The following is a 19,836-nucleotide window of genomic DNA, read 5'->3' on the forward strand; positions in this document are numbered from 1 at the left end:
CGCATCGATCTGTTGAGATACTGAAACCTGCCTTTGCCGCAGGCAGGCAAGTTCAGCATGAAGAGAGAAGGTGTCATTTCGAAATGAGGAGGCAACGACGATTGAGAAATCCCATTGATTCCAAAACACATTAAAAAAAGATTTCTCACGCTCCCGCTGGTCGGTACGAAATGACAATTGAACTAAATTTGTAGTATCGAAGGCAAATGAGGAAAAATATTCAAATACACAATCAAAAATTTCAACTGCACCCTTTGGGTGGACTGTTTTGGGAGGAAAAATCACTCTTGCTGATCAGTGATGTACACTTGGGCAAGGTATCCCATTTCAGAAAATTTGGAGCAGCGGTACCCCGAAAGGCCATTCACAAAAACTTCTTGCTTTTGGATAAAATCGTTTCAGATTTTCAGCCTTTTCAAATCTGTTTTTTGGGCGATCTGTTCCATTCATCGCTCAACAAAGAATGGGAATTGTTTGAGAATTGGGTAGGCAAAACACCTGCTGAAATCCTTTTGGTGGCAGGCAACCACGACATTATTGCACCCGAAAAGTTCGAAAAACTTAAGATTTCAATATTTCCAGAGTTGGTTATTGACTCTTTTTTATTGACCCATCATCCCGAAGAACGTGAGGGCTATTTTACCTTTTGCGGCCATATTCATCCTTCCATTAAACTCAAAGGTTTTGGAAGGGAACGCATCAAATTGCCCTGCTTTTTTAAGTCCAACAATCAAATGATTCTCCCTGCTTTCGGACAATTCACGGGTACCCATTCCCTTGACCCCAAAGATTCGGATGAAGTTTTTGCCATTGTTGAAGATAGTATTCTTAAGGTTTAGATTTGCTTCGTCATTTCGAAATGAGGCACGAAGTGACGATTGAGAATCAGTTTGAGAAACTCAAATTCAAGTGTCAAGTTCAAGGTTTAAGGTTTAAGTAAAAAAATAGTTTTTGGGAAATTCTCACCAAACCGATGCCAGCTAACCATCCTGAATGTCTCACGTCATTTCGACATGAGGCACGAAGTGACGATGGAGAAATCTGACGGAAAAACTCAAATTCAAGCACCAATTTCAAAAAACTGTCTTCTTGGGTCTTGGTTCTTAGCTCTCCAATGAACTAGGCTGTCATTCCGCACGGTTGCTTAGCCGTCATTCCGAACTTGTTTCGGAATCCCATCTGAGTGAGACGCTGAAACAAATTCAGCATGACGGTAAGAGGTCATTTCGACATGAGACACGAAGTGACGATGGAGAAATCTGATAGAAAAGCTCAAGTTCAAGTATCAAGTTCAAATAACTGCGCTCTTAGGTCTTGGTTCTTGGCTCACCACTGAACAAGGTTCTCGATACATTTTTTGCCTCTTTTTTTACAAAAACCGCCAAAAAATACAAGAACTACACACTATCTTACAAAATCAACAACTGCCAACTGCTGACTGACTTCCGACTTCCGACTTCCGACTTCCGACTTCCAATAGATTTCTCGACTGCCCCCTCGACTGATTTCGACTTCGCTCAATGACCATCGCTCGGGGCGACAGCTCGAAATGACCAAGAACACTATTTGTGCTAATTCGTGAAATGAGTGTCAACTGCATACTGCCAACTGAATCCTGACTTCCGACTTCTGACTTCGAACTCCCCACCTTCGCTTCACAAACTCGATGTAACATCCTAATCTCACCAAGCTCACACAAGTTCAACCTCATCAAAACAAACCCAAAAAAACATTTTCAGTAAACCTTTTCGCGGTTTATCTTTGCCGCAAAGTTTTTTGGATTGACCAAAACCCCGATTTCACAACTTTTTGAACAGTCTCCCCAACTTGGGAAACTGAGGGAGATTATTGCCCAACCTGTCACTTCGAGCGCAGTCGAGAAGTCATCGGCTTCACGAAAAATCAACATCAAAGGACTAGTCGGTTCTTCCCTTTCCTTTGTAATCGCTGAAGCTTTCAAGTCTGCCGAATCGCCATTCTTGTTGATTTTGAACGACAAGGAAGAGGCTGCTTATCTTTTGAATGATTTGGAGCAGTTGATCGGAGAAAAAGATGTGCTTTTTTATCCGGGAAGCTACCGAAGACCGTATCAAATTGAAGAAACGGACAATGCCAATGTACTCCTTCGTGCAGAGGTATTGAACCGCATCAATTCCAGAAAGAAACCGGCAATAATCGTTACGTATCCCGATGCCCTTTTTGAGAAAGTGGTGACCAGAAAGGAACTGGACAAAAACACCCAAAAAATAAAATTGGGCGATGAAATCTCGTTGGATTTTTTAAACGAAGTGCTGTTTGAATACCAGTTTAAACGGGTGGATTTTGTGACCGAACCCGGGGAGTTTTCTGTTCGTGGGGGTATTGTGGATGTCTTTTCCTTCTCTCACGATGAACCTTATCGTATCGAGTTTTTCGGGGATGAAGTGGACAGCATTCGAACTTTTGATGTGGAAACCCAGCTTTCCACCGACAAAGTGAAGAAAATTACCATCATACCCAATGTGGAAAACAAGTTTACCGAGGAAACACGGGAAAGCTTCTTAAAATATATTTCGGCCAATACCGTAGTCTTTGCAAAAAACCCTGCGCTCATCTACGACCGAATTGATTCCTTTTTTGAAAAAGCTGAGGAGAGTTTTGCCAAGTTGAGTCAAGAGATCAAACACGCGAAACCGAAGGAACTGTTTTTGGATTCAGCTTTGTTGAAAGAGCAGTTGAAGGATTATTTATGTTTTGAGATTGGGGCTTCGACTCCGCTCAGCCACCAAAATACAGGAGAAATGGTCACTGAGCGGAGTCGAAGTGAAATCATCCAATTCAACACCAAACCCCAGCCAGCTTTCAACAAAAAATTTGACCTGCTTATTGAAAATCTCAATGACAATCGGGATGCAGGTTACAGCAATTATATTTTTTGTTCCACCGAGCAACAGGCTAAACGCTTTCACGACATTTTTGATGAAGTGGACGAAACGGTGCACTACCAGACCATCATTTTTCCGTTGTACCAAGGTTTTGTGGACCAAAACCTAAAGATTGCTTGCTATACGGACCACCAAATTTTTGAGCGGTACCACAAATTTCATCTGAAGAATGGCTACGCCAAAAAGCAGGCCATCACACTGAAGGAACTCAACAAGCTGGAAATCGGTGATTATGTTACGCATATAGATCATGGTATAGGCAAGTTTGGTGGTTTGCAGAAGATTGATGTGGAGGGCAAAAAGCAGGAAGCCATCAAACTGATCTATGGTGACCGTGATATCCTCTACGTCAGCATCCATTCGCTTCATAAAATTTCCAAATACAACGGTAAGGACGGGGCGCCTCCCAAAATATACAAACTGGGTTCGGCGGCTTGGAAAAAACTCAAGCAAAAGACCAAGGCCAGGGTCAAAAAGATTGCCTTCGACCTTATAAAAGTCTATGCCAAACGGCGATTGGAAAAAGGATTTCAATATGCGCCGGACAGCTATTTACAACACGAGCTCGAAGCCTCTTTCTTGTACGAAGACACGCCGGATCAAGAAAAAAGCACCCAGGACGTCAAGAAGGATATGGAGAGTGAGCGTCCGATGGACCGACTCATCTGTGGCGATGTAGGCTTTGGAAAAACAGAGGTCGCCATCAGGGCAGCATTCAAGGCTGTGGACAACGGCAAACAGGTGGCTATTTTGGTTCCCACCACGATTTTGGCTTTTCAGCATCATAGAACATTTTCCGAACGATTGAAAGAAATGCCGGTAACCGTGGATTACCTCAACCGGTTTAGAACAGCAAAGGAGAAAAAGGAGACCCTAGAAAATCTGGAAAGTGGCAAAGTGGATATCATTATTGGAACACACCAGTTGGTCAACAAGAATGTAAAGTTCAAGGATTTGGGCTTGCTCATTGTGGACGAGGAACAGAAATTCGGGGTTTCCGTAAAAGAAAAACTGCGTTCCATCAAAGAAAATGTGGATGTGCTTACACTGACCGCCACCCCCATTCCAAGGACGTTACAGTTTAGTTTGATGGCCGCTCGTGACCTCTCTGTCATCAATACGCCGCCACCGAACCGCTATCCCATCGAAAGCCATGTGATTCGATTGAACGAAGAAATTATCCGCGATGCGATATCCTACGAAATCCAACGGGGCGGACAGGTGTTCTTCATTCACAATCGTATTGAAAACATCAAAGAGGTCGCTGGAATGCTCCAACGCTTGGTGCCAGATGCCAAAATAGGGATAGGACATGGCCAAATGGAGGGCAAAAAACTGGAAACCTTGATGCTTTCCTTTATGAACGGCGAGTTTGATGTGTTGGTTTCAACCACCATCATTGAAAGTGGTTTGGACGTGACCAACGCCAATACCATTTTCATTCACAATGCCAACAATTTCGGATTGAGTGATCTTCACCAGATGCGTGGACGTGTTGGCCGAAGCAACAAAAAAGCGTTCTGTTATTTTATCACGCCACCTTATGAAGTAATGACCCCCGAAGCCCGAAAACGTATCGAAGCTTTGGAACAATTCACCGAGCTGGGCAGTGGTTTCAATATTGCGATGAAGGATTTGGAAATTCGTGGTGCCGGTGACTTATTGGGAGGTGAGCAGAGTGGGTTCATTAATGAAATCGGATTTGAGACCTATCAAAAAATACTGTCCGAAGCCATTGAGGAACTCAAAGAAAACGAGTTCAAAGAATTGTATGATGAAGTTGAGGGCGATAAGGAAAAAGTATATGTGAAAGAGATGCAGTTGGACACCGATTTTGAACTGCTCTTCCCAGATGACTACATTAATAATATTACAGAGCGACTCAACCTGTACACTCAACTGAATGAGGTAGCGGATGAAGAGGGACTTCAAAAATTCGAGGCACAACTGGTAGATAGGTTTGGAGAATTACCCGAACAAGCGGCAGACTTACTGAACTCCGTTCGTATTAAATGGATTGCCACCCACATTGGTCTGGAAAAGGTCATCATGAAAAAGGGCAAATTTATCGGTTACTTTATTGCGGACCAGCAATCCAGTTTTTACCAAAGTCCCGTGTTTACCCAAGTGCTGCAATATGTACAGAGCCATCCCCAACAGGCCAAGCTCAAGGAAAAACAGACCCGAACTGGGTTACGGTTACTGTTGACGTTTGACAGGATTACGAGTGTGGACAAAGCGTTGAAGGTTTTGGGGCCTTTTACGCCACAAGAGCAAAATGTTTCTGTTTAAAACTCGCCATACTGAATTTATTTTTGCATCTCATTATTAGATATTTAAGATTCTTCGCTTCGCTTCGAATGACACCAATTATGATTTGTGAAGATTCGTGTAAATCGTGTCATTTTTAATTGCACAACAATATCAAAACATATGAGACCCTGAAACCTGCCTTTGCTGGCAGGCAGGCAAGTTCAGGGTGACGGACTATTACTTACTAATTAAAAAACCTCATACACCTGCTTTACAAACTCCCCAATTTTTGAAGGTTCCAGCCAGCGCGTTACAATGACCAATCCACTTTTTTGGTCCACCACGATAAAGTTACCTCCAAAACCAGCGGCGTAAAACACATGTTCGGGAACACCGTCCCAGTGGCGGTCACCCTGTTGGTTCAACCACCACATATAGCCATAGTTCACATTGGGTATGGAAGGCGTAGTGGCCTTTTTGATCCAATCTTCGCTAATGAGCTGTTCGTTTCCCCATTTTCCGTTGTTCAAAAACAACATACCAAATCGGGCCATATCCTCTGTGGAGATAAAAAGTCCAGCTCCCGAATGTCCGCCACCGGTCACGGATTTCATCTGTATTCCATCTACCACGGTCCAAGCATTCTCGTAACCAAACCATCGCCATGAGGTTGTTGCTCCAATTTTATCCATTATCTCTTCCTTGAGCACCATGGGCACTGGTTTTCTCCACACATGGGTAAGCGCATAAGCAAGCACGTTGACGCGAACGTCGTTGTACTCCATTACGGTGCCAGGTTCGTTGAGCTTTCGGAATTTCCAATCGTCCAGACCACCTTCACTCGGTGGACGGTCTGCCCAATCCTTGCCGCCCCACAATTCTCCGGACCAGTCAGAATTTTGTTGCAATAGGTGTTCCCAGGTTATTTTGGAGTTGTGCGCTCCATCAAAAGTGCCATCCCAAATGTAGTCCCCCACTTTGTCCTTGGTATCCTTTATCAAACCATGATCTTCGGCAAGTCCAGCGACAGTAGATAGAAAACTTTTGGTAACGCTGAAAGTCATGTCCACACGTTGGGTATCGCCCCAAGAAGCCAGCACATAGCCATTTTTTAGAATCATCCCTGCAGGACCGCCTCTTTTCTTGGTAGGCCCCAAAATTTGATGAAAAGGTTCGCGTTTGAAGCCTTCCAATATGGCAATCCGCAAGTCCCGAGACCCCGAATATTCATTCGCATTGGCAAACGCTACAGCTTCATCTAGTGCTGATTGATCATATTTAAATTGATTCTTTTCCGCTGTTTTCCATGTTGCGTAGCGCTCTGGAAAATTGATTTGTTGTGCGTTGGCGGCTACCGTTGTAAAGAATGCAGCGAGTAGTATAACTGCAACTACTATTTTTTTCATGCTTTCGGAGGTTTGGTTTAGAAGAGAAAGGTAATGATTGTTGGGGAATTTATTATCCACGACAACGCTCAGGATAGTCTAGATTACTATTTTTTGGGATAAGATTCCGTGTTATGTACGGAATAACAATTACCTCTAACTAGTCATTTCGACAGAGCGGAGCGACGAAAAACCTAAAACCGCTTTTTGTGAACCTGTTCTCCATTTTTATCATAGTACCGCCAAGTGCCTACCTGGACATCATCTCGAAAGCGACCCCTGATCTTTCGGGTGCCATCGGGATAAAATTCTTCGTAACGGCCATGCTTTAAGCCATCCTTTAGGTCCACTTCAAACCTAGTGTTCCCGTTGGTGTACTGTTTACCAAACGATTTGGCATTCAAGTCAGTGGGATAAATAGGCTTCAAATCAAAAACAGCATCGGTGATCTCCGTTGAAGCCGAAGCTTGCTTTTTTGGAATTGCTTTATTGACAGATGTTGACGTTTTAAACGTCCTCTTAACCTCATCCACATTCCGATAGTTCAATACCAAACGACTTTCAAACAAATCGTCTTCCGGTGATAATTGTAGTCCTACCTGCGGAAAACAGATGATAAAATCCTTGTTCTTGAGCATTTTTTGCTTTGTTGGGGCATCAGCCAACGCATACATATTATCAAAAAGCAAAGGCACATTACTATACACAAACACCGAGGACTCTGAATCGAACCTTTCATCAAAACTTTTGAACTCCTCTGAAGTCGCAAGGATATCGCCTTCCGAAACTTTATCAATAATACCCTTAAGGGTATTGGGGCTATCACTAAAAATGACAAAGTCATCAATTTGGGTGAAGTAGGGTTTGTCAAACTCATCAAACCTACCGCCCAAAAGCATTTTAAAAAACCCTTTGATGGAAAGAAAATTGATTTCGTAATCCTTGTAATTGACCGCTTTGAATTTGACAGGTGTTTTTTTGCGGATCTGCTCTACCACAAAATCCAGATTGGTCTTGGCAGCTTCAGCATCATTGGCCTTGAGCACCAGCGCAACATCATTCTTGCCCTTATTTATGTGCGATTGAATTTGAAGCACGGCAATTTCATCCCCTATCCAGCTTACAAAATGTTCCTTTATATCGATTTTCAGGAATTTCTCCATCTTGGCGATACTTGTTTGGTAACTCTCGAACTGCTCAGGGTCGTTCTGCTGGACGCTTTCGAAATTTTTGTAGAACTCAGCGAAGCTATCAAACCCATAACTGATGTATAGGGCCGTACTATTGGGAGCCACTTCGGGAACAGAACGTTTGGCCGTGCCCGATTTTTGCAATGCCTCCAGATAATATTCGTTCACGCCGCTGATGTTGGTATATCCATTGGCCGTTAGGCTACTGTTTTCATCCAAATCAAAATAGAAACCGGAGAACAGGAAGTTTTCACTTACCCGTTTTACCCAATCCGAAGGGCGGTCCGAATACATTTGAACATAATCATCAAAATAATGGTACTGCACATACATACGGAACAAATCCTCATGTCCCACCTTTTGATTGATTTCCAAAAAGTTAAGGTTACGCCCCAATACAGGTTCCATATATTGATCAATCGAAGCCTCCACCAAGGTATGGGTATAGGAGGCCACCAACTGGTTTTTGATAAAGGCCAAATACATGGTCTCCTTACTTTCCCGGTCGTGCACTTCCAAAATCTCCTGTTCGTGATAGGTCCGCTTGCTCAACACATAACCATCATCCAACAAGGTATTCAGATAGGTTTTGAGCAGTTGTAGTTTGGCAATTCGCTTCAAATCCAACACATAAAATATTCCATAGTCCTTTGGCGAAATCATATGGATGGAGATGAACAGGGAACGATTGTCGAAAAACTCGAACAGTTTATGGTTGTTGTTGAAAATCGTATCTACCCGTTGGATGTTCTCGGTGAGGTCTGAAAAATAAGCGTTCTTTTTAAGGTGGCGCCACCCCTCGCTCTTGCTGATTTGTTCCCAACTCTCTACGGGCTGTTCCGATTCAATAATGAAAACCGCATCTTTGGGAATCAGGTAAATGGACTGTAGATTGGTCTTTGGGGAAAGAATAAAAATGTAGGCCAGATAGCACAGATACAGTACGATCAGACCCAAAAAACCGAACAAAATCCTTTTTTTGGTCATTTTTCAAAAAAGTGTCTTTTTCAAGAACGAAGAAGATCTCTTTTTAGTTTAGACCACCGAACTGGAAACTAATTTTAAAGTGATTTTAAATCCTTGATGGTCTTGAAGGCAACATCTACCTGTTCGTCGTTCACCAGAATGGTAAACTCGTTGGTTGTGGAAATCACCTCATAGAGCACAATGCCCTCCCAAGCCAATCGCTGGAAAATGAAGTAATAGATTCCTGGCACCGATACGTTTTCAGCCGGGAGTTTTACCGTAATTGACGAGAGTCCTTCGGCCTTTTGGGTACAGCGTTCCATTTTGAAGTATTTCTCCACTACCCCGTCCATCACATTGCTGATCACAATATTGATTTCGTTTACCCCTCTGGACGAAGTGTAGAAGACATCCTGGTTGGCGTTTACTTCCTCCAACAATCTTGCCTGTTGCTCCAAAATCGTATCCGAAGCCAAAAAGGTATAATCGGTCAGGTTGGAACGCACCGTGATTTCACCAATATTTTTAAGGACCTTCACAATTTTGTGGGTGGCCCTAAACTCCAAATCATCCGAAAGCCGTTTGAGAGCCATCACAATGGCACCGTCTTTTACATCTTTTCCTAGTTCTTCGGCGATTTCAGGCTTTATTTGGCGAGATAAAGAGGTCAAATTAATGATTCCTTGCCCCAAGGCTGTTTGCAAAAAGGGCTTTTTCTTGATGTAATGCTCGACAACGGCAGATATTGTTTTCATGAATTGGCATGGTTTTTAACAAAAATAACATATTGTTATAAAACAAACAAATGGTTAGAAATGATAGAATGCATTTTCAATATGCTCAATATCAAAATGGTCAGCATGCTTGATCACGGTCACGATGTCGAACCTCACCTCGACATCGGCCTCCATTTCCTCCACAAAATGATTCGCTGCCATGGTCAACAACTTCACTTTTTTTGGGGTAATGACATGGGAAACATCTTCCAAAAATCCTTTGGTTCTCGACTTTACCTCTATAATTACTAGGATATCCCCTTGCCTTGCGATAATATCAATTTCAGCCTTGAGATAACGGTAGTTTCGCTTTACTATATCATATCCTGAAGCCTTCAAATAATCGACTGCTTTTTGCTCTCCAAGCTTGCCAAATGTGTTATGATCACCCATAGAATTACTAAAATTCCAAAAATTTACTGCATTTCATCGAAAAATTTGGTAGTTCATGGACTTTAGAACGTTAAGATTGTAATTTGTTGGCTCAATTGAACCACATCCAACATTAGCATAAACATATAGTTGCCCCAAAACTATGTACCTAATTAACGCCAGACATTGCTATGGAGTACTTTATCAATTGTAATTCCTCAACCTTGGCGCCGTACACTACTCCATTGGACGAGGTACGTGCGGCCCACTTGTATCGAAGGCTCGGATTCAGTGCCTCGGTGCAGACCATTAACGCCGCTGTTGGTCAAACAGCCGGCACCCTAATCGACAATTTGGTAGATCAGGCACTAGCCGCCCCGGCCATTCCAGCACCGGAATGGGCAGATTGGAATAATGCCAACTATCCAGAGGACGATGATCTTGCCCGCCAACTGCGAAGCGCCCAGATTGAAGATTTTACCGCGGCTTACGGAAATGCCTTGGTCAATAATGAACTGCACGACAGAATGAGTTTTTTCTGGAGCAATCACTTTGTGACCCAATTGGGAATCTATAATTGCCCCGGATTCCTTTATTATTACATCAACTGTCTGCAAAGGAATGCCTTGGGCAACTTTAAGACCTTTACCAGTGAAATTGGTCTTACCAGTGCGATGCTCTATTATTTGGATGGGGTGCGCAACCGAGGTAACAATCCCAACGAGAACTATGCCCGGGAGCTTTACGAGCTCTTTACCATGGGCGAGGGGAACAACTATACCGAAGAAGACATCATTGAAACCTCCAAAGCGCTATCCGGTTATACCGAACGCGGAGAAGAAGGTTGTACCCAAGTAACTTTTGACCCGACAGAATTCAATACCGACAATAAGACCATATTCGGTCAGACCGGAAATTGGGGCTACGATGATGTTATCGACATTCTGTTCAATGAACGTCCCAATGAAATCGGTTGGTTTATCTGTAAAAAATTATACGAGTTCTTCGTTCACCCAGATTCTACAGGGGACGAAGGAAATGGCATTGCCCCACAGATTATCGATGGCATGGCCCAAACGTTCATCAGTAGTGGGTTTGAAATTGCTCCTGTGCTGCGACAATTGTTCAAAAGCCAGCACTTTTTTGATGAAACCGCAATCGGGGTCATTATAAAAAGCCCTGCGGATCTCTATTTCAATTTTTTGAAGGAGAGCGGTTTCTCATATGATGATGGTACCATTATCAATATGATGGATTCCTGCTCCCTGATCGGTCAACGTTTTTTCGAGCCTCCAGAAGTGGAAGGTTGGCAGCGGGACCGAACCTGGATCAATACCAATTTTATTATTGGTCGATGGCTGACCATGGAGGTTTTCTTGGAGCGCTTTTTTCAGAATAACCCAGAAGAGTTTCGCAATTTGGCAGTAGCTGCCGTTGGACCTACCAATAGCAATACCAGCAATCCTGAAATTGTGGTGCGGGCCTTGGTCAATAAGTTCACGCCCAAGGGCCTTTTAACGGAAGCTGATTTTGAACGGGCCATGGATGCCTTCAAGATTGACGATGTTCCCGAGGAATACTATTCTCCGGATTACTACCCCGGAGGAACGAGCCAGTGGATGCTGCAAATTAGTGCAGAAACCCCAACACAGGTGTATATCCTGTTGCGCCATTTGTCCCGCGAACCCGAATTTCAACTCAAATAACCCCATCACCATGTGCGATAATCACCATACCCACGATAGTTCCCCTTTCAAAGGCCTAGAACACGAAGGCCACGACCTGGAACACAAAAAATGGAGCCGACGCTCGTTTATCCAAGCTTTGGGTATAGCGGGATCGGGATCCATGTTTTTAGGAAGCCATTTTATATCGGCCTCCTCACCGTCACCGTTAACGGCTGCGGTAGCTGCCGCAGAAACGGACAATATTTTGATATTGATCCGATTATCAGGTGGGAACGATGGTCTCAGCACCGTCATCCCCATTCAACAATATGACACCTACGCCAATGCTAGGCCCAATATCTACATTCCAGAAAGTAAGGTCCTAAAGCTTACTGATGATTTTGGAATACCTACCTACATGAGTGCACTGGAATCGCTTTGGGGCGATGGCCAGTTTAAAGCGGTGCACGGAGTGGGCTATGAAAACCAAAGCCTTTCCCATTTCACTGGTTCCGATATTTTTGCCAACACCGACTTGACCACTACCGGATTTTCCGGCGAAAACACCGGCTGGATGGGCCGTCACTTTGAAAACCTGTATCCCGATTACCTTATCAATCCGCCCGCTGCCCCGGCAGCCATTCAAATTGGAAACTTGGCCAATTTGGTCTTCCAAGGCGAAGAAACCAACTACGCCTTTGTGACCAACAATGTGGACCAATTGGAGCAAATCGCGGAGACAGGTTCGTTTTACGAGATTGAAAATGCACCTTTTGGCGACTGTATGTATGGCGACCAGCTTCGATTCTTAAGAGGCGTAGCCAACACTACCTACGAATATGCCGGTACCATTCACGATGCCTACATGAGAGGGCAGAACCAAGTGGAGTATCAGGACAACGGCTTTGCCCGTCAATTGGCGCTGTTGGCGCGACTGATCAAAGGAAACCTAGGCACCAAGGTGTATATGATTTCTTTGGGAGGTTTTGACACCCACGGCAATCAGCCTATCGTACACGAACGTTTGATGTCCAACCTGTCCGTTGCCATCAACAATTTTTATGAGGATTTGGCCTTTACCGAACAAGACGATAAGGTGCTGAGCATGACCTTCTCCGAATTTGGCCGTAGGATCTTTGAAAATGGTTCCAACGGCACCGATCACGGTAAAGCAGCCCCTACTCTTTTCTTTGGTTCAGGATTGAGTGGAAGTGCCTTTGTGGGCGACCATCCATCTTTGGACGAACCTAACAACCGGGGCAACCTAGACTACACCATGGACTTCAGAAACCTTTACGGAACCGTATTGGCAGAGTGGCTCTGTGTTCCACGACAAACTGTGGAACAACATTTATTGGGCCACCCTTACCAAGCTGTGGACTTAGGGTTCAACTGTAGTGGTGAAGTGTTTGATGACATTGCGATGGACAACGACCCGCCGACTTTGCCAGAAACGCCACCGAGCCAAGATCCCATGGATCCGAACATTGATATTTTGGATACCATAGAACACGCCGCGATTTATCCCGCTACCTCACCAAGAGACCCCTATATCCATTTGGAAATGCCCGTTTCGGCCCATGTGGATATTGAGCTCTTCAATATTTTGGGACAACGGGTAGGCACACTGTTCAACGAGATGATGTTGGAAGGTGCCGTGGATATCAATATCCGCGAACGTATGCGGGATAGCTTGTCTACAGGAAAATACATCTACCGAATCTCCGTGGGAGAAAAGAAGATGAGCAAATCCGTGATGATTGCTTAAAGACTATTCGAAGTCATTCATTTTTGGAAGCCCTTCGGAAATGCACCCCTCACCCCAAATAGGGTCGCATTTTCGGGGGTTTCGTTTTTTGTGCGTATCCCGTTAAAATCAGTATTTTTGGGGCTTAATTAAAATTTACATGGCTCAGAATACTTCTCCTTCCAGATACACCATTACAGCGGCCCTCCCCTACACCAATGGCCCCATCCATATTGGGCACTTGGCGGGTGTTTACGTTCCGGCAGATATCTATTCCCGTTATTTACGGCTAAAAGGCAACGATGTGGCCTTTGTTTGTGGGAGCGACGAACATGGTGTGGCCATCTCCATGAAGGCCAAAAAAGAAGGGGTAACCCCAACCGAAATTATTGACAAGTACCACGGCATCATCAAAAAATCGTTTGCCGATTTCGGTATTTCCTTTGACAACTACTCTCGGACTTCTGCGGAAGTACATCATAAAACCGCATCGGAATTTTTCAAAAAAATGTACGAGCAGGGCGATTTTATAGAAGAGGAGACCGAACAATTGTACGACGAGGAGGCCAACCAATTTTTGGCGGACCGATTTGTTATCGGCACCTGTCCGCGCTGTGGTCACGAAGAAGCCTATGGCGACCAATGCGAAAATTGTGGCTCTTCCTTGAATGCCACGGATCTCATCAACCCAAAATCCACTATCACGGGAACCGTTCCTACCTTAAAAAAGACCAAACATTGGTTTTTGCCCTTGGATCGGTACGAAGGATTTTTAAAACAATGGATTCTGGAAGATCACAAATCGGACTGGAAGCCCAATGTGTACGGACAATGCAAATCGTGGATTGATGAAGGTTTGAAGCCACGGGCCGTTACCCGCGATCTCGACTGGGGCATACCCGTCCCCGTTCAAGGAGGTGAAGGGAAAGTGCTTTATGTTTGGTTCGATGCGCCCATTGGCTACATTTCTTCCACCAAGGAGTGGGCCGAACGCGAAGGCAAGGATTGGGAGCCCTACTGGAAGGATAAGGACACCAAATTGGTGCACTTTATCGGTAAGGACAATATTGTATTCCACTGTATTATCTTCCCAAGTATGTTAAAGGCGAATGGCGACTTTATCCTACCCGATAACGTACCAGCGAATGAATTCTTGAATCTTGAGGGAAACAAACTTTCCACCTCCAAAAACTGGGCAGTCTGGTTGCACGAATACCTCGAAGAATTTCCCGATATGCAAGATGTCCTCCGCTACGCTTTAACAGCAAACGCCCCAGAGACCAAGGACAACGATTTTACGTGGAAGGATTTCCAGTCCCGAAACAATAACGAGCTGGTAGCCATTTTTGGGAACTTTGTCAACCGTGTGGCCGTTTTGACCCATAAATATTACGATGGCAAGGTGCCATCACCAGCTGAACTTTTGGCTGTTGACAAGGATGTATTGGAAGCCCTAAAAGAATTTCCAAATACACTTTCCTCATCCTTGGAGCGCTACCGTTTCCGGGAAGGAAGCCAACAATTGATGAACTTGGCGCGATTGGGGAATAAATATTTGGCCGACCAAGAGCCTTGGAAACTTGTCAAAACGGACGAAGAGCGCGTTCAGACCATTATGTATGTAGCACTTCAAATCGCTACGGGACTGGCCGTTTTAAGTGAGCCCTTTTTACCGTTCACTTCGGAAAAACTGAAAGGAATTCTAAATTTCAATTCAAATGGGGTCAAGGCCACTTGGGATGATGTTGCAACTGCCAAAGCTTTGCTCCCGGCTGGGCATACCATTAATTCAAGTGAATTGCTCTTCAGGAAAATCGAGGATTCCGAAATTCAACAACAACTGGACAAATTGGAAGCCACAAAAAAAGCCAATGCCTCAACTACCAACGAACCAACTGATATGGACAAGGAAATAACACCTCAAAAAGATACCATTACCTACGATGATTTCTCCAAACTCGATATGCGGGTGGGGACAATCGTCGAAGCCGAAAAAATGCCAAAGGCAGACAAACTTTTGGTCTTAAAAGTGGACACAGGTTTGGATACCCGTACCATTGTATCGGGTATTGCGAACAGCTTTAAACCCGAAGACATCGTAGGCAAAAAGGTAACTGTCTTGGTCAATTTGGCCCCTAGAAAATTACGTGGTGTGGAAAGCGAGGGGATGATTTTGATGACTGAGAATGCCGAAGGAAAATTGGTTTTCGTCAATCCTGATGAGGACGGGGTGGCCAATGGTGAAGGAATAAATTAATTCATATCCAAAGCAACTGTCAGGTCGAGCACCCGCCTGCTTGAGCGGAAAAGCTTCTCGACTCCGCTCGAAGTGACAACTACAAAAAATACATCAATGCAACTCGTTCCCTACATTGTCCAGCACACCCAACTATCGCAAAAAAGTGTGGAAAACACGGTTGCGCTGTTAAATCAGGATTGTACCGTTCCCTTTATTTCTCGCTATCGAAAAGAGTTAACCGGAAATTTGGACGAAGTGCAGATTGGGTCGATCGTCGAATTCAAAAACCAGTTCGAGGCCTTGGAAAAGCGAAAAGCGGCCATCATCAAAGCAGTTGCAGAGCAAGACGCCCTTACTCCAGAACTGGAGGCAAAATTTTTGAATTGTACCGACCTCACTAGTTTGGAAGACCTGTATCTTCCGTTCAAAAAAAGCAAAAAGACCAAGGCCGAGACCGCTCGCAAAAATGGACTGGAACCTTTGGCCAAAATTATTATGGCCCAAAGGAACGATGATATCGAGTTTACAGCTTCCAAATACCTCAACAAGGAGGTCACCAACGAAGATGAGGCCTTGGAAGGGGCAAGACACATCATTTCTGAGTGGATTAACGAAAGAACGGACATCCGAAATCAATTAAGGGGCCAATTGGAGCGCTATGCCTTGATCACCACAAAGGTGGTCAAAACCAAAAAGGATGATGAAAAAGCCCAAAAATTCCGTGACTATTTTGATTGGAGCGAGCCTTTGAACCGCTGTCCATCGCACCGGTTTTTGGCTATCATGCGTGCCGAAAAGGAAGGTTTTATCCGTGTAAAAATTGAAATTGATGACGAGCGGGCCATTCAAAACATGGAACGTCGCCTCATCAAATCGAATAACGCCTGTACCCAACAGATAGAACTCGCCATCGCAGATGCTTACAAACGACTTCTGCTACCTTCCCTGTCCAATGAACTTTTAAAAACGGCCAAGGAAAAGGCAGACGCTGCTGCCATTCAGGTATTTTCAAAAAACCTAAAGCAATTGCTACTCGGCGCCCCATTGGGTGAAAAGCGAATCTTGGCCATCGACCCAGGGTTTCGAACAGGTTGTAAGATAGTCTGTTTGGATGAGCAGGGCGACCTAAAGCATAACGAAACCATTTATCCCCATCCACCACAACGCGACAGTTCTGGTGCTATCAAAAAAATCAGCTCTTTGGTAGATGCCTATAAAATTGAGGCCATCGCCATTGGCAATGGCACGGCATCGCGTGAGACAGAGCAGTTGGTAAAGCGAATTCCGTTTAAAAAACCCATTGAGGTATTTGTGGTCAGTGAAGCTGGGGCCTCTATTTATTCGGCCTCTAAAATTGCCCGGGAGGAGTTTCCCAATTACGATGTTACCGTTCGTGGTGCGGTTTCCATCGGTCGGCGACTGGCCGACCCTTTGGCGGAATTGGTCAAGATCGATGCGAAATCCATTGGTGTGGGCCAATATCAGCATGATGTGGACCAGACCCAATTAAAAAATTCCTTGGACACGGTGGTGGAAAGCTGCGTCAACTCCGTTGGCGTAAACATCAATACTGCCAGTGTACCTCTTTTGAGCTATGTTTCGGGCATTGGGCCCAAACTCGCCGAAAACATTGTGGCACATCGGAATGAAAACGGCGCTTTTAAAAACAGGGAAGACATCAAAAATGTGCCCCGTTTGGGCGGAAAGGCCTTTGAACAGAGTGCAGGGTTTTTACGTATCAAAAATGGGGATAATCCGCTGGATGACTCAGCCGTACACCCCGAAAGCTATGGTATTGTATCGCAAATGGCCAAGGATAAGGGTGTTTCATTAAAGGAAATTGTTGGCAACAAGGCGGCTCTTCAAGGTATTGACCTAAAATCGTATTGTACGGATACCATTGGAATGCCCACTTTGCAGGACATTTTGAAGGAACTGGAGAAACCGGGCTTGGACCTTCGGGAAAAGGCCAAGGTGTTCACTTTTAATCAAAATATCAAAGAAATCACCGATTTGCGTCAAGGTCAGCTATTGCCAGGGATTGTCAACAACATTACCAATTTTGGGTGCTTTGTGGACATCGGCATCAAAGAAAGTGGGCTCATCCATATTTCCAATCTGTCCGATACCTTTGTAAAAGATGTGAACGAACACGTGAGCCTTCATCAACAAGTAGTGGTGAAAGTGCTGGATGTAGATGTGCAAAGAAAACGCATACAGTTGGCGTTGCATAAACAGGGATCATAACATGCTCAAAATAGCTTATCATCCCATATACAAACATCCCTTGCCCGAAGGGCATCGCTTCCCCATGATCAAATATGAGTTGTTACCACAACAGTTACTGCATGAGGGAACCTGTACATCGGATAACTTTTATGAACCTGAACTTCCCGATGACCAAGATATTTTGGCCGCGCATGATGCGACTTACTATAAGGATTTGGTAGCGTTGGACCTTTCCAAAAGCGCCGCTCGCAAGATTGGTTTCCCCTTGAGTGAAGAACTGGTACTTCGGGAACGCATAATTGCGGATGGCACCATAAAAGGTTGCCATTTTGCGCTCCAAAATGGTATCGCCATGAACATTGCAGGGGGTACCCACCATGCCTATTCCAATCGAGGCGAAGCTTTTTGTATGCTGAACGACCAGGCCATCGGTGCGCGTTACCTCTTGAACAATGGCCTGGCCCAAAAGATTTTAATCGTGGATTTGGACGTGCACCAAGGTAATGGAACGGCTGAAATTTTCCAGACCGACCCTACTGTATTTACGTTCTCCATGCACGGAAAAGGCAACTATCCCTTTAAAAAAGAGGTGTCCGATTTGGATATTCCTTTGGAAAAAGGCACCTCCGATGAGGAATATTTGTCCATCCTAAAAAACACCTTGCCAGAATTACTGGAGGAAGTACAGCCCGATTTCATCTTTTACCTATGCGGGGTAGATGTGCTCGAATCGGATAAATTGGGCACCCTGTCCATGACCTTGGATGGTTGCAAGGAACGCGACCGTTTTGTACTTCAAAGTTGTTTTGATGCCAAAATTCCCGTGCAATGCAGTATGGGCGGCGGGTATTCTCCCGAAATCAAGGTGATTGTGGAGGCACATGCCAATACTTTTCGCTTGGCCCAAGATATGTATGAATAATTTTAGCGACTACTTCTTTTTAAGCAATCATGAAAACGTATCTCTACCTCTCGGTACTATTGTTGACCACTACAATATCGGGTCAAGAATTGCCTCAAAAGCAAGAAAAAAATCTTTGGAACCATTTTACTTATGATATCGGAAACGTATTTGGTGGAGTGGGACATGCCTATTCCAGACCCTTTCATTGGAAAGGTAACGATTGGGCCAACTTTGGCTACTTGACCGGAGGGACCTTGATGCTATTTACTGTGGATGATGAACTGAACGATTGGAAAAATGGTTTTGAACAGGATGTTCCCGATTTCATCAAAGACTATGGAAACAAATACGGTGCTCCGGAAAACAACTATATGATTACCGGTGGGGTGTACTTGGCCGGACTTTTTACGAAAAACGAGAAACTGCGACGTACGGGAGTGCTATTGATCTCCTCGGCAACGGCCGGCGGTTTCCTGCAACAAGTCAGTAAACGTATCATTGGGCGGGCACGGCCAAAGAGTGGCGCTGGTTCTGCAACTTTTGACCCTCTGCATCTGGACCGGGTCTACGATTACGACTCTTTCCCTTCAGGACATGCCATGCTGGCTTTTAGCAATGCGTACGCCATCGCCAAACAATTTAAGAGTCCGTGGGTAAAGGGAGGTCTTTATGCTGTGGGGATGATTCCCGGCATGGTCAGGGTACTGGACGATTTCCATTGGGTTTCCGATGTAGCCTTCAGTACGGTACTGAGCATTTTTATAGTGGAATCCATAGACAAATACTTGGACTCCAAATACAATGAAAAATACAACAATCAAAAACCCAAGAACGTGAGCTGGAACCTGTCCTTTGGACCGAATACCTTGGGAGTTTCCGTTCACTTCTAGCAGATTAGGCCTGAGTTTTTTGTTAAATTTTATTTAGATTGATTTAAAACAATTAATTTTGTCGTCTATTCTGTCCACAATGGGAAAGAAAAAAGACAAGAAAAAACTCAAAAAGGCCGTGCTTCGGGAATTGCCTCCTACCGGAAAGGTGAAATCCAAATGCTGTAAAAAATACAAGAAGAGCGAAAGCAAGCGTTGTAAAAAATGTCCTTGCTTTGATTTGCTCAAAAAAGTGGCCTGATTCTCTCCGTCAAAAACGTAGTTTACTTCTTTCTATCCCCACCCATGGTTCTT

General features: G+C 44.5%; 13 protein-coding genes. 9 read left to right on the forward strand and 4 right to left on the reverse strand.

What is annotated here, in order from left to right:
• The first annotated feature begins 206 nt into the window (after positions 1-206).
• Both pdeM and mfd read left to right on the forward strand, forming a co-directional pair.
• The gene (gene pdeM, locus EO130_RS07245) at positions 207-839 is read left to right on the forward strand and encodes a ligase-associated DNA damage response endonuclease PdeM (RefSeq protein WP_127140857.1); all 633 of its coding nucleotides are present in this window, start codon (positions 207-209) and stop codon (positions 837-839) included.
• Between the two features lie 942 nt (positions 840-1,781).
• Positions 1,782-5,216 (forward strand): transcription-repair coupling factor, encoded by a 3,435-nt coding sequence (mfd, locus tag EO130_RS07250; RefSeq protein WP_127140858.1) that lies wholly within the window; start codon positions 1,782-1,784, stop codon positions 5,214-5,216.
• Between the two features lie 209 nt (positions 5,217-5,425).
• On the opposite strand, the gene EO130_RS07255 is transcribed toward mfd, so the two are convergent.
• From EO130_RS07255 to EO130_RS07270, 4 genes are all read right to left on the reverse strand, one after another.
• Positions 5,426-6,583: a serine hydrolase domain-containing protein gene (locus EO130_RS07255; protein ID WP_127140859.1), complete on the reverse strand. Its 1,158-nt coding sequence runs from the start codon at positions 6,581-6,583 to the stop codon at positions 5,426-5,428.
• 173 nt (positions 6,584-6,756) lie between these two features.
• Positions 6,757-8,739 carry a DUF3352 domain-containing protein gene (locus EO130_RS07260; protein ID WP_127140860.1) on the reverse strand — a complete coding sequence of 661 codons (1,983 nt, stop codon included), beginning with the start codon at positions 8,737-8,739 and terminating at the stop codon, positions 6,757-6,759.
• Between the two features lie 74 nt (positions 8,740-8,813).
• Positions 8,814-9,473, reverse strand: a complete 660-nt coding sequence (locus tag EO130_RS07265) for an aspartate kinase (protein WP_127140861.1) — start codon at positions 9,471-9,473, stop codon at positions 8,814-8,816.
• A 54-nt stretch (positions 9,474-9,527) separates the two neighbouring features.
• Entirely contained in the window at positions 9,528-9,887 is a 360-nt protein-coding gene (locus EO130_RS07270) for a YraN family protein (RefSeq protein WP_127140862.1), read from the reverse strand.
• 170 nt (positions 9,888-10,057) lie between these two features.
• On the opposite strand from EO130_RS07270, the gene EO130_RS07275 reads away from it, so the two are divergent.
• The 7 genes from EO130_RS07275 to EO130_RS15415 all read left to right on the forward strand — a co-directional run bounded on the left by EO130_RS07275 (position 10,058) and on the right by EO130_RS15415 (position 19,783).
• On the forward strand, positions 10,058-11,572 hold the full coding sequence (locus EO130_RS07275; RefSeq protein ID WP_127140863.1) for a DUF1800 domain-containing protein: 1,515 nt from the start codon (positions 10,058-10,060) through the stop codon (positions 11,570-11,572).
• A gap of 10 nt (positions 11,573-11,582) precedes the next feature.
• Complete coding sequence (locus EO130_RS07280; protein WP_127140864.1) at positions 11,583-13,301, forward strand: DUF1501 domain-containing protein; 1,719 nt, start codon at positions 11,583-11,585, stop codon at positions 13,299-13,301.
• 139 nt (positions 13,302-13,440) lie between these two features.
• On the forward strand, positions 13,441-15,537 hold the full coding sequence (metG, locus tag EO130_RS07285) for a methionine--tRNA ligase (RefSeq protein WP_127140865.1): 2,097 nt from the start codon (positions 13,441-13,443) through the stop codon (positions 15,535-15,537).
• Between the two features lie 96 nt (positions 15,538-15,633).
• Positions 15,634-17,766 carry a Tex family protein gene (locus EO130_RS07290; RefSeq protein ID WP_127140866.1) on the forward strand — a complete coding sequence of 711 codons (2,133 nt, stop codon included), beginning with the start codon at positions 15,634-15,636 and terminating at the stop codon, positions 17,764-17,766.
• 1 nt (position 17,767) lies between these two features.
• Positions 17,768-18,670, forward strand: a complete 903-nt coding sequence (locus EO130_RS07295) for a histone deacetylase family protein (RefSeq protein WP_127140867.1) — start codon at positions 17,768-17,770, stop codon at positions 18,668-18,670.
• Between the two features lie 29 nt (positions 18,671-18,699).
• Positions 18,700-19,542, forward strand: a complete 843-nt coding sequence (locus tag EO130_RS07300) for a phosphatase PAP2 family protein (protein ID WP_127140868.1) — start codon at positions 18,700-18,702, stop codon at positions 19,540-19,542.
• Positions 19,543-19,621: 79 nt separating this feature from the next.
• Positions 19,622-19,783: a hypothetical protein gene (locus EO130_RS15415; protein WP_164732893.1), complete on the forward strand. Its 162-nt coding sequence runs from the start codon at positions 19,622-19,624 to the stop codon at positions 19,781-19,783.
• Positions 19,784-19,836 lie beyond the last annotated feature (53 nt).

Source organism: Flagellimonas marinaquae (genome assembly GCF_003992675.1).
Lineage (GTDB): Bacteria > Bacteroidota > Bacteroidia > Flavobacteriales > Flavobacteriaceae > Flagellimonas > Flagellimonas marinaquae.

What these genes read in the sequence shown, in the direction of transcription:
- EO130_RS07290 (WP_127140866.1), top strand. Translation starts at nt 15,634, where the DNA reads ATGCAACTCGTTCCCTACATTGTCCAGCACACCCAACTATCGCAAAAA.
- EO130_RS15415 (WP_164732893.1), top strand. Translation starts at nt 19,622, where the DNA reads ATGGGAAAGAAAAAAGACAAGAAAAAACTCAAAAAGGCCGTGCTTCGG.
- EO130_RS07255 (WP_127140859.1), bottom strand. Translation starts at nt 6,583, where the DNA reads ATGAAAAAAATAGTAGTTGCAGTTATACTACTCGCTGCATTCTTTACA.
- EO130_RS07270 (WP_127140862.1), bottom strand. Translation starts at nt 9,887, where the DNA reads ATGGGTGATCATAACACATTTGGCAAGCTTGGAGAGCAAAAAGCAGTC.
- EO130_RS07265 (WP_127140861.1), bottom strand. Translation starts at nt 9,473, where the DNA reads ATGAAAACAATATCTGCCGTTGTCGAGCATTACATCAAGAAAAAGCCC.
- EO130_RS07260 (WP_127140860.1), bottom strand. Translation starts at nt 8,739, where the DNA reads ATGACCAAAAAAAGGATTTTGTTCGGTTTTTTGGGTCTGATCGTACTG.
- EO130_RS07300 (WP_127140868.1), top strand. Translation starts at nt 18,700, where the DNA reads ATGAAAACGTATCTCTACCTCTCGGTACTATTGTTGACCACTACAATA.
- EO130_RS07275 (WP_127140863.1), top strand. Translation starts at nt 10,058, where the DNA reads ATGGAGTACTTTATCAATTGTAATTCCTCAACCTTGGCGCCGTACACT.
- pdeM (WP_127140857.1), top strand. Translation starts at nt 207, where the DNA reads ATGAGGAAAAATATTCAAATACACAATCAAAAATTTCAACTGCACCCT.
- EO130_RS07280 (WP_127140864.1), top strand. Translation starts at nt 11,583, where the DNA reads ATGTGCGATAATCACCATACCCACGATAGTTCCCCTTTCAAAGGCCTA.
- EO130_RS07295 (WP_127140867.1), top strand. Translation starts at nt 17,768, where the DNA reads ATGCTCAAAATAGCTTATCATCCCATATACAAACATCCCTTGCCCGAA.
- metG (WP_127140865.1), top strand. Translation starts at nt 13,441, where the DNA reads ATGGCTCAGAATACTTCTCCTTCCAGATACACCATTACAGCGGCCCTC.